Origin of the sequence: Janthinobacterium aestuarii (genome assembly GCF_046113285.1) — a bacterium.
In the GTDB taxonomy this organism is placed as follows: domain Bacteria; phylum Pseudomonadota; class Gammaproteobacteria; order Burkholderiales; family Burkholderiaceae_D; genus Janthinobacterium.
On the sequence record NZ_CP142524.1, the window covers coordinates 517,115 to 530,248 of the forward strand.

Sequence of the window (13,134 nt, forward strand, 5' to 3'; positions counted from 1 at the left end):
ATGACGACTTCCTCTCAAGTATCGCTGTTGGGCCGCCGCGCCGTGCTGGCGTTGGGCCTGACCGTCCTGCTGTCGGCCTGCGGCTTTCACTTGCGCGGTTCGAACGGCAGTTTCATGCTGCCGTTCGCGACGATGTACATCGGCTTGCCCGAGTCGTCGCCGCTGGCGATCGGCCTGAAGCGCTATATCCGCGCCATTGGCAGCACGGAGGTGGTCAATACCAGGGATGGCGCCGACGCCGTCCTTGAAGTGCTCTCCGATCCGGAGACAAATCGTACCAAGACCATTTTGTCCCTGAACACCAGTGGCCGCGTACAAGAGTATCAACTCGGCTATTCGATCAATTTCCGCGTGGTGGACAAGGCCGGCAACCAGTTGCTGGCGCCGACGACCATCAGCCTGGTGCGCCCCATCACCTTCGACGACAGGCAGGTACTGGCCAAGGAAACCGAGGAAGCGGCGCTGTACCGCGACATGCGCAACGACCTGGTGCAGCAGATCATGCGCCGCCTGGCCGCCATCAAGCCGGTGCTGCCGGCCATGTCGGTGGCGCCGGTGACGCCGGCCGCGCCGGCCGCCCCGCAGCAGTAACGGGGACGCCATGCAATTGCGGATAGACGCGCTCGATGGGCATGTGGCCAAGCCGCTGGCGCAGCTGTATGTGATCACCAGCGACGAACACTTGCTGGCGCTGGAAGCGGCCGACAAGATCCGCCGCGCGGCGCGCGCGCAGGGCTACTCCGAGCGCGACGTGCTGACGGTGGAGCGCAGCTTCAAGTGGGGTGAACTGCTGGCGGCGAACCAGGAGCTGTCGCTGTTCGGCGATAAAAAACTGATCGAACTGCGCATCCCCACGGGCAAGCCGGGCAAGGATGGCGGCGCGGCGCTGCAAAGCTACGCGAAAAACCTCAGTCCCGACAACCTGACCCTGATCACCTTGCCCAAGCTGGATTGGGCCACGCAAAAGGCGGCCTGGGTCGCCAGCCTGCAGCAGGCGGCCGTGTATATCGACATTCCGAATGTGGAACGGGCACAGTTGCCGGCGTGGATATCGCAGCGCCTGGCCGCGCAGGGGCAAAGCGCCGAGCGTGCCAGCATCGACTTCATCGCCGAACGGGTGGAAGGTAACTTGCTCGCGGCGCACCAGGAAATCCAGAAACTGGGCTTGCTGCACGCAGCGGGCAAGCTGACGTACGAACAAGTGCAGGACGCGGTGCTGAACGTGGCCCGCTACGATGTCTTCAAGCTGTCCGAAGCCATGCTGGCCGGCGACCCGGCGCGCCTGGTGCGCATGCTCGAAGGCTTGAAAGGCGAGGGCGAGGCGCTGCCGCTGGTCTTGTGGGCCGTCTCCGAGGAAATCCGCACGCTGTTAAAATTGAAGGCCGGCATGGCGCAGGGGCGTCCATTGGGCGCGCTGCTGAAGGAATACCGCATCTGGGGTCCGCGCGAGCGGATGATGGAACCGGCCCTGCGGCGCATTTCGCTGCCCGTGCTGGAAGCGGCGCTGCAGCAGGCGGCGCAGGTGGACAAGATGATCAAGGGTTTGCGCGCCAAGGGCTACGCGGGCGATGCCTGGGACGCCATGCTGCAACTGGGACTGAAGATCGCCCGAGGCTAGTTTTTTACAATATGGATACGAGCATGGACATCACAGAATATATGCAGGACGTGGGCACGCGCGCACGCGCCGCTTCGCGCGCCATGGCGCGTGCCGACAGCGCCACGCGCAACCGCGCCTTGACCCTGATCGCCGCCGCCATCGTGCGCGATGCCGATCTGCTGCGCGCGGCCAACCAGCGCGACCTCGATGCGGCTGCTGCCGCCGGCCTGGCGCCGGCCATGCTCGACCGCCTGACCCTGTCCGACGCCGCCATCGCCACCATGGTCGAAGGCTTGACGCAAATCGTGTCGCTGGCCGACCCGATCGGCGAAATCTCGAACATGAAATTCCGTCCGACGGGCATCCAGGTGGGCCAGATGCGCGTGCCGCTGGGCGTCATCGGCATCATCTATGAAGCGCGTCCGAACGTGACGGTGGACGCGGCCGGCCTGTGCATCAAGAGCGGCAACGCGACGATCTTGCGCGGCGGCTCGGAAGCGATTCACTGCAACCGCGCGCTGGCCAAGCTGGTAGCCGAGGGCTTGCTGGGCGCCGGCCTGCCTGCCGATGCCGTGCAAGTGATCGACACCACCGACCGCGCGGCCGTCGGCGCCTTGATCACCATGCCGCAGTATGTGGACGTCATCGTGCCGCGCGGCGGCAAAGGCCTGATCGCGCGCCTGATGGAAGAGGCCACCGTGCCGATGATCAAGCACCTCGACGGCATCTGTCACGTCTACATCGACGCCAAGGCCGATATCAGGAAGGCGATCAATATCGGCTTCAACGCGAAGTGCCACCGCTACGGCACCTGCAACACCATGGAAACCCTGCTGGTGGCGCGCGCTATCGCACCGGCCGTGCTGCCGCAGCTGGCCGAACTGTACCTGACCAAACAGGTGGAACTGCGCGCCGATCCGGAAAGCCATGCGATCCTGGCCGCCGCCGCTTATCCGCACCTGGTAGCGGCCACCGAGGAAGACTGGTCCACCGAATACCTGGCCGCCATCCTGTCGGTGAAGGTGGTCGACGGCATCGACGAAGCGATGGACCACATCAACCGGTATTCCTCGAAGCACACGGAGTCCATCATCACGGAAGACTACAGCGATGCGCTGCGCTTCCTGCGCGAAGTCGATTCCGCCTCGGTGATGGTGAACGCCTCGACGCGTTTCGCCGACGGCTTCGAATACGGCCTGGGCGCCGAGATCGGCATCTCGAACGACAAGCTGCACGCGCGCGGCCCGGTGGGCCTGGAAGGCCTGACCTCGCTCAAGTACGTGGTCTTCGGCCACGGCGAAGTACGCAAATAGTCTCATTCGCGGGCGGCCCACAAGGCGGCCCGTGCTCTTGTTTCTCTCCACCTCTGACACTGGGAACCCCATGCTCTTTCTCTGGACCAAAGCCTTCCACATCATCTTCGTCATTTCCTGGTTCGCCGGCCTGTTTTATTTGCCGCGCATCTTCGTGAACCTGGCGATGGAGACGGAAACGGTGGCCACCGAGCGCCTGCTGCTGATGGCGCGCAAGTTGTACCGCTTCATGTCGCTGCTCGCGCTGCCGGCGATGGTGCTGGGGCTGGCGTTGATGTGGATGCTGTATGGCGGGAGCCAGGGCGGCATGAAGATGCCGGGCTGGATGCACGCCAAACTGACGTTCGTGGTGCTGCTGCTCGGCTATCACCACGCTTGCGGTTCCATCCTGCGCAAGTTTGAAAAAGGTCTCAACAAGCGCAGTCACACCTGGTTCCGCTGGTTTAATGAAGTGCCGGTGGTGATGCTGCTGGCCGTCGTCGTGCTGGTCGTGGTCAAGCCTTTCTAAGGGAGTCGAAATGAGTGCAAGCCAGAGCAAAGTCGTGCAGTATTTTTTTGCGCCCCACTCGCCATGGACCTACCTGGGGCATGCGCGCCTGATGGCCATCGCCGCGAAGACGGGCGCACAGATCGACGTGCGTCCCTTTGACCTGGGCAAGGTCTTCAGCGTCTCGGGCGGCCTGCCGCTGGCCAAGCGCGCACCGCAGCGCCAGGCGTACCGCCTGGCCGAACTGGCGCGCTGGTCCGCCTTTTTGCAGGTGCCATTGACCCTGCAGCCGAAGTTCTTCCCCGTGTCGCCGGAAGCGTCGGCCAAGCTGATCATCGCCACGCGCCTGGCGCATGGCGTGGAAGCGTCGCTGAAGCTGGCGCACGCCATCATGCGCGGTCTGTGGGCGGAGGAGCGCAACATCGGCGACGAAGAAACCCTGGTACAGATCGCGTTTGACGCCGGTTTCGACGGCCGCCAGTTGCTGAAAACGTCGGAGACGGCCAGCGTGCAGGCGGAATACGACGCCAACACGGAAGCGGCCACGGCCGCCAGCGTGTTCGGCTCGCCGTGGTACATCGTCGATGGCGAAGGGTTCTGGGGGCAGGACCGCCTCGATTTTGTCGAGCGCGCGCTGGCGAAATAATTATGGAAAGATGTCAATGTAGGTCGGATTAGCGCTTTGCGCGTAATCCGACAAGCTCAGTCGGCAGCGGTGTTTGTCGGCTTACGCCCTGGCGGGCTAAGCCGACCTACGCCAACCTACGTCGACCTGCGCCGACCTGCGCAAGATATTGGATGTAGGTCGGATTGGCGCTGCGCGCGTAATCCGACAAGTTTTGAAATTTTTAGTTAATTGTTTTTTAACGGATAAAAGGTACACCATGGCTTCATATTTTTGCCCATGCCCGCGCGGCATGGAAGCGGCGCTGGCCGAGGAACTGGGCGAGATCGCTCAGGATAGTGCGACCATGAAGGTGCACAACCAGGTGCCGGGCGGCGTCCATTGCTCCGGCGACCTGCTCGATTCCTACCGCATCAACCTGCATTCGCGCATCGCTTCGCGCGTGCTGATGCGCATGGCCCATTCCGGCTACAAGACGGAAAACGATATTTACGACCTGACCCTGGCGCAATCCTGGGAAGACTGGTTCGGCGTGCACCACACGATCCGCGTTGACGTCACGGCCGTCAAATCGCCGCTGCGCAGCCTGGAATTCACGACATTGAAAATCAAGGATGCGATCTGCGACCGCTTCCGCGACCAGTTCAACGAGCGTCCATCGGTCAACACCAAGACGCCGGACATGCGCATCGTCGGCTTCCTCGACGCGCATACCTTCACCGTCTATCTCGACACCTCGGGCGAAGCCTTGTTCAAGCGCGGCTGGCGCGAAGAGACGGGCGACGCGCCGCTGCGCGAAAACCTGGCCGCCGGCCTGCTGCGCGTGTCGGGCTGGAAGCCTGGCATGGTGCTGTTCGACCCGATGTGCGGTTCCGGCACCATCCTGGCCGAAGCGGCGCAGATGCTGCAAGGGATACCGCCGGGCGCCTCGCGCCAGTTCGCGTTTGAAAACTTCCACGACTTCGATCCGGCGCCGTGGAATGCCATGAAAAACGCCATCAAGGTCAATCCGCTGCCGGCCGAACCGACCATTTTCGGCAGCGATATCTCGGGCGACATGGTCGCCATGACGCGCCATAACCTGCGTTGCGCCGGCGTGCGCTTCGACGTGCCCCTGAAACAGATCGAGGCGCAGGAAGTCAAGCCGCCGAGCGACGTGCCGGGCATCATGCTGACCAACCCGCCGTACGGCGAGCGTATCGGCGTGCGCGGCGACAGCACCATCCCGGAAGATGAACTGTCGACGTCGTTCTATTCGGCCATGGGCACGACCCTGAAGCAGCGTTTCGCCGGCTGGACCGTGTTCCTGTTCACGGCCGACCTGGGCCTGCCCAAGCTGCTGCGTCTGAAGGAAGCGCGCAAGACGCCATTCTTCAACGGTGCGCTGGAATGCCGTTTGTTCCGCTTTGATATGGTCGCCGGCTACAACCGCCGCGAAGAAGCCAAGCCAAAAAATAACTGATCAAACCTGCTGCGCGTCGGCATAGGCGGCCTGTGATGCTCGCCGTACTCGTGTACGGCTGCGCTTCTCGGCCAGCTCTCCCTTCCGCTCGCGACGGTTTTATCAGCTATTTTGGCGTCTGTAGACGTCTGTAGTAACGCAGTACCTCGCGCGGACCGCAACCGGTCCGCGCGCCACTTTGGATCCGCCATGTTTCCCACCCCTCCGGCCGATGTGCCGCCCGACCCGGTCACGCCCGTTCCGCCTCCCACACCGAGCCACATGGCGCCGCTGAGCCGCGGTGCGCTGGCGATGATGCTGGCCGGGCTGTCGATGCTGGGTCCCCTGTCGATCGATACCTATCTGCCCGCGTTTGGCGCGATCCAGGGTTCGCTGCAGGCGTCGCCGCTGGAAGTGCAGCAGTCGCTGACGTTCTACATGCTGGCCTTTGCCGGCATGGTGCTGTGGCATGGCGCGATCTCGGATACCTTCGGCAGGCGCAACGTCATTCTCGTGTCGCTGCTGATGTTTGCCATCGGTTCGCTGGGCTGCGCTTCGGCGCACACGGTGCATTACCTGTGGTTCTTCCGCATCATGCAGGGCGTCTCGGCCGGCGCCGGCGTGGTGATCAGCCGTGCCATCATCCGCGACCTGTATGCCGATGCGGCGGCGGCGCGGCTGCTGTCGCTGGTGACGATGATCTTTTCCATCGCGCCGGCCGTGGCGCCGATTCTCGGCGGCTGGATCGTCATCTGGTTCGACTGGCGCTCGATCTTCCTGTTCCTCGCCTTCTACACGGTGGTGCTGCTGGCGTTCTGCTACTGGCGCCTGCCCGAAACCCTGCCGATGGAAAAGCGCCAGCCCTTCAATCCCCGCTTCCTGGCGTCGAGCTATGGCCAGATCCTGCGCTCGCCGCTGTTCCACATCAAGGCCGGCATCGTCGCCCTCAATTTCGCGGGCCTGTTCCTGTTCATCACGGCCGCGCCGGAAATGCTGCCCAAGCAGCTGGGCCTGGGGCCATCGCAATTCGCCTGGCTGTTCATTCCCTGCGTGAGCGGCATCTTCATGGGCGCCGCGGCGGCCAACCGCATCGCCGGCAAGGTCACGTTCGCGCGCCAGATCGGCATCGGCTTTGCCTTCCTGCTGTGCGCCGCCAGCGTCAATGTCGTGTATCACCTGTTCCTGCCGCCCTCCTTGCCCTGGTCGGTGCTGCCCCTGTTCTTCTATACCTTCGGCATGTCGCTGGTGGGCCCGGGCGCGACCCTGCTGGCGCTCGACCTGTTCCCGCACATCCGCGGCACGGTGGCCTCGTGCCAGTCGTTTGCCAGCACCTTGCTGGGCGCCGTGGTGGCCGGCGTGATCTCGCCGCTGCTGTCCGGTTCCGTGCTGTGGCTGGCGTCGGGCCAGCTGGCGTTTACGGGCCTGGCGCTGGCGCTGTGGCTGATATCGCGGCGCTTCCGCCACCGTTTGCTGGGTTCCTTCAAGGCATAAGTTTCCATCGCAGAACGCTGGATTTATTTCAACTTAATTTTCTATATTGCAAGTAATATCCGGCGCTTATGATAAGATGACTGCTTTTCCCGGCATCCTCTCAGGCGACATTTTTTGGGTTACAGGAGTGGAGGATTCCTCTGAACGTGGCCGCGCTTCGCTGCTGAGCGCTCTTCCTTTTCAAACCGGCAATGCCTGATACGATGCATCAATCTGATCAAGATATTCGCAATCGCCTGCTGATTGCCCGCCTGCCGGCCATGCCGCAGATCCTCCTCAAACTGATCGCCCACCTGCAGGCCGACGATGCCGGCATGCCGGAGCTGGCCGCGCTGATCGCCAAGGATGCGGGCATGACCAGCAAGATCCTCGGCGTGGCCAGCAGCTCGGCCTACCATCGGCAGAGCAAGGTCGTCAGCCTGGAACAGTCGCTCGTGTCGCTGGGCACGGACATGATCAAGACCCTGGTCATCAGCGAATCCGTCTTCCAGACCTTCAACAGCTTTCCCCATTCCGGCAGCACGGATTTGCGCGCCTTCTGGAAAAGTTCGCTGTCGGCCGCCGTCATGGCGCGCGCGCTGGCCAAGGCCATGGCCTATCCGCACGTCGAGGAAGCATATCTGGCCGGCTTGCTGCACAACGTGGGCCGCCTGGCCCTGCTGGCCACGGCGCCGAAGGAATACGCGTTCAATTTCACGGCGCGCGACGATGCCGCCCTGTGCGCGGTGGAGCAGCGTACCTTGCAGATCACGCATGCCGAAGCGGGCGCCTGGCTGATCGAGCGCTGGCATCTCGATTCCTTCCTGGCCGACAGCGTGCTGTATCACCATGAGCCGCTGGCGCGCCTGGAAGCGAGCCATCCCCTGATCCGCATCGTGCGCCTGGCGCACCTGCTGTGCTGCCATGCCGACGATGCGGAGTCGATCACGCAGGCGGCAAGCCTGTGCGCGCTGGACGTCGAGACACTGGACGAGCTGGCCGGCAGCGTCGCGCGCCAGGTGGAGCAGGCCGCGCAGCACCTGGGCATCGACCTGGCCGGCGCGGACGATATCGCCACGCCGCCCGCCTATGCGCCGCCAGCCGTCGATCCGGTGCAGCGGCGCCTGTCCGACGAAGTGCGCAATATGGTGCTGGTGTCCGAAGTGGGCCAGACCTTCGCCCGGCAGCAGGGCGAGAGCAGCCTGCTCGAAGCCATCACGCGCTCGGCGCGCATTCTGTTCGATTTCGACACCGCCGTCATCCTGCTGCAAAACCCCACCGGCCATGCGCTCGTCGGCGTGGCGGCGGGCGAACATCAGCAGCGCCTGGCCGGCTTCTCGATCCCGCTGGCCAAGGGCGGCCTCCTGGCCGCCTCGGCGCTGGAGTGCCAGCTGGCGTTCCTGAAACGCGACATGCCGGCGCTGGGCATCGTCGAGGAGCAGCTGTTCCGCATTCTCGGTACCGACAGCCTGGTCTGCGTGCCCTTGGCGTCGGGCCAGCGCAGCCTGGGCGTGCTCATTGGCGGCGTGGCGGCGTGGCAGATTCCCGCTTGCCAGAAGCGCGAGGGTTTTCTGCGCGCGTATGCCAACCAGGCCGCCACGGCGCTGGAAACGGCCATCAGCGCGCGCGGGCTGGCGCGGCGCCAGCTCGATCACGTGACCGAGGAATACCGCGCCGCGTCGCGCCGCGTCGTGCACGAAGTGAATAACCCGCTGTCCATCATCAAGAACTATCTGAGCGTGCTCGATCACAAGCTCGAGAAGCAGGAGCCGGTGTCGGGCGAAATGGCGATCCTGAACGAGGAAATCGACCGGGTCGGCCAGCTGATCGGCGGCCTGGCCGATCTGCAGCCGGCGGCTGCCAGCGGCGTGACCGATTGCGCGCGCGTGGTCGACGATGTGCTGCGCCTGTTCCGCGCCACCGACTTCCTGCCGCCGAAGATCGAGGTGGTCACGCGCATGCAGGACGCGCCATGCGAGGTGGAGGCCGATGCCGACATGCTCAAGCAAATCCTGCTCAACCTGCTGAAAAACGCCGTCGAAGCGCTGCCTGATGGCGGGCGCATCGAAGTGGCGAACCGTGGCCACGTGAACCGCGACCGCCGCCTGTACCTGGAGCTGTGCGTCAGCGATAATGGCGCCGGCCTGGCGCCGGACGTGCTGGCCAATCTGTTTTCCCCCGTGCGCAGCAGCAAGGCAGGCGCGCATCACGGCCTGGGCTTGTCCATCGTGCATGACCTGGTCACGCGCCTGCATGGCGTGATTGGCTGCCGCAGCAGCAAGTCCGGCACCTCGTTTGAAATTTTACTGCCCATTCCCTTGCCGGCAAGCGCTGCAGCCGCGCTGCCCTCGCCCGGCAATACCGCCATGTCTTCGTAACGTCCATGAACTCCTCCGCCATTCCGTTTGACCTGGAAAACAGCCCGCGCATTTTGCTGGTCGACGACGAGCCCCGCCTGCTCGCCTCTCTCCACGAATTGCTGAAGGACCGCGGCTACCAGCTGCACACGGCCACCTGCGGCAGCGAGGCGCTGGCGCAGTTGTCGAAACTGCGCTTCGACCTGATCCTGCTCGACTTGCGCCTGCCCGACATGAGCGGCCATGAAATCATGGACCACATCAACCGGCGCGGCATCGAGGGCGACGTGATCGTCATGAGCGGCGACGTCGGCATCGAGGCGGCCATCGGCGCCCTCAAACGCGGGGCCTACGATTATCTGCGCAAGCCCTACAGCCGCGAGGAGCTGCTCAAGACGGTGGAGAACGCGCTGCAAAAGAGCCAGCTGGCCCTGGAGAACGAGCGCATCGCGCTGCAGCTGGAAAACTCGGAAAAGATGTACCGCTACCTGGTCGACAGCTCGCCCGACATCATCTATACGCTCAACCACGAAGGCCGCATCACCTTCATCAACGACCGGGTGCACCAGTTGCTGGGCTTTAGCCGCGAAGAGCTGATCGGCAGCCATTACTCGATTCTCGTGCACGATGAAGACCAGGAGCGGGCGCGCTATGCCTTCAACGAGCGCCGCCTCGACGAGCGCGCCTCGCGCAATGTGGAACTGCGCCTGAAGTGCCATAGCGGCAGCGGCAGCGACCGGACCTTCAACAACACCCTGATGACGATTCCGCTCAACTCGATCGGCATGCACGGCCACGATCAGGAAGCGAAAAAGCAGGAGTACTTCGGCACCTACGGCGTGGCGCGCGACATCACCGACCGCAAGCGCGCCGAGGAAGTCATCTCTTACCAGGCCTATCACGACATCCTGACGGACCTGCCGAACCGCATGCTGTTCAAGGACCGCCTGGGGCTGGCCGTCATCCAGGCGCGGCGCAAGCTGACGGAACTGGCCGTGATGTTCATCGACCTCGATCGTTTCAAGCTGGTCAACGACACCCTGGGGCACGTGAAGGGCGACGAGCTGCTGCAGCAGGTGGCGCTGCGCCTGAAGGATTGCCTGCGCCGCGGCGATACCCTGGCGCGCCAGGGCGGCGATGAATTCACCATCGTGCTGCCGGAACTGCGCGACCGCCAGGATGCGCGCCTGATCGCCGACAAATTCCTCGAATGCCTGCACCAGCCGTTCGACCTCGATGGCAACCAGGTGCATATTTCAGCCTCCATCGGCATCGCCATCTATCCGGGCGACGGCGAGACCATCGACGAGCTGCTGCGCCACGCCGACATCGCCATGTACCAGGTCAAGGCGCTGGGCAAGAACGGCCACAGTTTCTATCACGAGTCCATGCTCGACGTGTCGCACCAGAAGATCGCGCTCGAGCAGAGCCTGCGCAAGGCGCTGGAGCTGAATCAGCTGGAGATGTATTACCAGCCGCAGGTGGACGTGATGACGGGCCGCATCGTTGGCGCCGAAGGCCTGATGCGCTGGAACCACCCGCAGCGGGGCTTGCTGACGGCCGGCGAATTCCTGCCGTTCGCCGAGGAAAACGGCTTGATGCTGCCGATCTCGGACTGGATGCTGGGCGCCCTGTGCCGCGACCTGGTGCAGTGGAACGCGGCTGGCGGCGAAGCCGTGCGCCTGTCGCTCAATTTGTCGCCGCAATACCTGGACCGGGGCGACTTTTTCGAGAAGATGCGCGGCGCGCTGACGCGCTACGGCATCGCGCCGGAAAAGATCGAGGTCGAGATCACGGAAAACATCTGCATCCGCAACCCGCAGTACGCGATCGAGCAGTTGAACAAGCTGTGCCAGCTGGGCGTGTCGGTGGCCATCGACGATTTCGGCACCGGCTATTCCTCGCTGTCGTACCTGCATCGCTTCCCCATCCACACCATCAAGATCGACCAGTCGTTTGTGAAGGAAATCCACGACGAGCACGGACACTATCCCGTCATCCTGGCCATCATCTCGATTGCGCGCGGCCTGGGCCTGCACCTGATCGCCGAGGGTGTGGAGACGGAAGGGCAGGCGCGCTACCTGCAGGACAAGGGCTGCACCACGATGCAGGGCTATCTGTACCACCGGCCCATTTCGCTGGGCAGTTTTATCGGCGTGCTGCAGGAGCAGAACCGCCTGATCGCCGATGCCGCCCCCGCGCCGTCCCCGACGCTGACCATCGAGGCTTGACCGTGTCGCTTGCCGATCCCCGCTACACGGCTGCTCATTACACGGCTGACTACCTGCGCCTGAAAGGACTGGCCGAGAAAGGCAATGCGAACGCCCAGCACAGCCTGGGCTTCATGTATTTCAATGGCCAGGGTATCGAACAAAGCTATGCGCTGGCGCTGCACTGGTACGGCCTGGCTGCCGCGCAGGGACTCGAGCATGCGCAATACAACCTGGGCGTGATGTGCCAGAAGGGCCAGGGCGTGCCGCAGGATTTTGCGCAGGCGGCGCACTGGTACCAGCAGGCGGCCGAACAGGGCTACGCGGCGGCCCAGTACAACCTGGGCTGGCTGTATGCCAAGGGCCAGGGACTCGCGCAAGATAGCGGGCAAGCCATGCTGTGGTTCAGCCGCGCGGCGGAGCAGGGCGACGCGGGCGCGCAAAACAACCTGGGCATGATGTATGACAATGGCAAGGGCGTGCCGCAGGACTTCGTGCAAGCCATCGCCTGGTACCGCAAGGCGGCCGAACAGGGCTATGCGCGTGCGCAGTTCAACCTGGGCCTGCGCTACGACAATGGCCAGGGCGTGCGCCAGGATCGCCAGCAGGCGACGGCCTGGATGCGCAAGGCCGCTGAGCAGGGTTATGCGCCGGCCCAGTTCAACCTGGCGCTGCGCTATGAAAATGGCGACGTGCTGCCGCAGGACAGCCGGCAGGCGATCAGCTGGTACCGGCGCGCAGCCGAGCAGGGCCACGCCAGTTCGCAGTTCAACCTGGGCCTGATTTACGACAATGGCCAGGGCGTGCCTTGCGATAAACAGGCGGCGCTGGAGTGGTATGTCAAGGCGGCGGGACTGGGTCATGCGGCGGCCCAGCACAACCTGGGCCTGCATCATGAACATGGCGCCCACGATTACGCGCAGGCGCAAGCGTTTTACCGCCAGGCCGCCGAGCAGGGCTTCCCCGCCGCGCAGTATCAGTTGGGACTGCTGCATGAGCATGGACAGGGCGTGCCTGCCGATGCGCAGGAAGCCATCTTCTGGTACCGCAAGGCGGCCGACCAGGGACATGTGCGCGCGCAGTTCGACCTGGGCCTGCGCTATGAGCATGGCCAGGGTGTGCCGCAGGATCTGTCGCTGGCGCTGGAATGGTACCGCCGCGCCGCCGAGCAGGATTACGCGCCGGCGCAATACATGCAGGGCGTCTTGCACGACCGCGACGATGGTCCTGCACCCGACAGCCAGCAGGCATGCGCCTGTTACTGCCGCGCCGCCGCCCAGGGCCACAGCCTGGCCCAGTTTGCGCTGGGCCTGCGGCACGACAATGGCCAGGACGTGCCGCAGGACTATGCCGCTGCCTGGGACTGGTATGCGCTGGCCGCGCGCCAGGGCCATGCGCGGGCGCAGATGAATCTGGGCCTGATGGCCGCAAGCGGCCAGGGCGCTCCGCTCGATTTGCAGCAGGCGTATATCTGGCTGTCGATGGCCTCGGCGGCCGGCGTGGCCGGCGCGGAAAAATCCCTGCGCCAGACGGCGGCGCGCATGCGCGAGACGGATCTGAACCAGGTGCGCGAGCGCCTGGAAGCGCTGGCCGATTAATTCACGCTCTCATTAAAATCGTCGCGCGCCACG

Annotated in this window: 10 protein-coding genes; all 10 read left to right on the plus strand. The window is 64.2% G+C overall.

Features of this window, described 5'->3' with window-relative positions; translation table 11 throughout:
- Nucleotides 1-591, plus strand: coding sequence for an LPS-assembly lipoprotein LptE (gene lptE, locus OX462_RS02245; protein WP_070311734.1), 591 nt, complete (start codon nt 1-3; stop codon nt 589-591).
- A gap of 10 nt (nt 592-601) precedes the next feature.
- A complete protein-coding gene (gene holA / locus OX462_RS02250) occupies nt 602-1,618 on the plus strand; it encodes a DNA polymerase III subunit delta (RefSeq protein WP_058048018.1) in 1,017 nt (338 codons plus the stop codon).
- Nucleotides 1,619-1,629: 11 nt separating this feature from the next.
- Nucleotides 1,630-2,913 (plus strand): glutamate-5-semialdehyde dehydrogenase, encoded by a 1,284-nt coding sequence (locus tag OX462_RS02255; protein WP_409027669.1) that lies wholly within the window; start codon nt 1,630-1,632, stop codon nt 2,911-2,913.
- A 70-nt stretch (nt 2,914-2,983) separates the two neighbouring features.
- Nucleotides 2,984-3,421, plus strand: a complete 438-nt coding sequence (locus OX462_RS02260; RefSeq protein ID WP_070220518.1) for a CopD family protein — start codon at nt 2,984-2,986, stop codon at nt 3,419-3,421.
- A gap of 10 nt (nt 3,422-3,431) precedes the next feature.
- Entirely contained in the window at nt 3,432-4,046 is a 615-nt protein-coding gene (locus OX462_RS02265) for a 2-hydroxychromene-2-carboxylate isomerase (protein ID WP_070220516.1), read from the plus strand.
- Between the two features lie 238 nt (nt 4,047-4,284).
- Nucleotides 4,285-5,487, plus strand: a complete 1,203-nt coding sequence (locus OX462_RS02270) for a THUMP domain-containing class I SAM-dependent RNA methyltransferase (protein ID WP_373631582.1) — start codon at nt 4,285-4,287, stop codon at nt 5,485-5,487.
- Nucleotides 5,488-5,676: 189 nt separating this feature from the next.
- Nucleotides 5,677-6,957 (plus strand): multidrug effflux MFS transporter, encoded by a 1,281-nt coding sequence (locus tag OX462_RS02275; RefSeq protein ID WP_200880291.1) that lies wholly within the window; start codon nt 5,677-5,679, stop codon nt 6,955-6,957.
- A 203-nt stretch (nt 6,958-7,160) separates the two neighbouring features.
- Nucleotides 7,161-9,314 carry an HDOD domain-containing protein gene (locus OX462_RS02280; RefSeq protein ID WP_070220757.1) on the plus strand — a complete coding sequence of 718 codons (2,154 nt, stop codon included), beginning with the start codon at nt 7,161-7,163 and terminating at the stop codon, nt 9,312-9,314.
- Between the two features lie 5 nt (nt 9,315-9,319).
- Nucleotides 9,320-11,524, plus strand: a complete 2,205-nt coding sequence (locus tag OX462_RS02285; RefSeq protein WP_070220512.1) for an EAL domain-containing response regulator — start codon at nt 9,320-9,322, stop codon at nt 11,522-11,524.
- Between the two features lie 2 nt (nt 11,525-11,526).
- The gene (locus OX462_RS02290) at nt 11,527-13,101 is read left to right on the plus strand and encodes an SEL1-like repeat protein (protein WP_240453464.1); all 1,575 of its coding nucleotides are present in this window, start codon (nt 11,527-11,529) and stop codon (nt 13,099-13,101) included.
- The last annotated feature ends 33 nt before the right edge of the window (nt 13,102-13,134 follow it).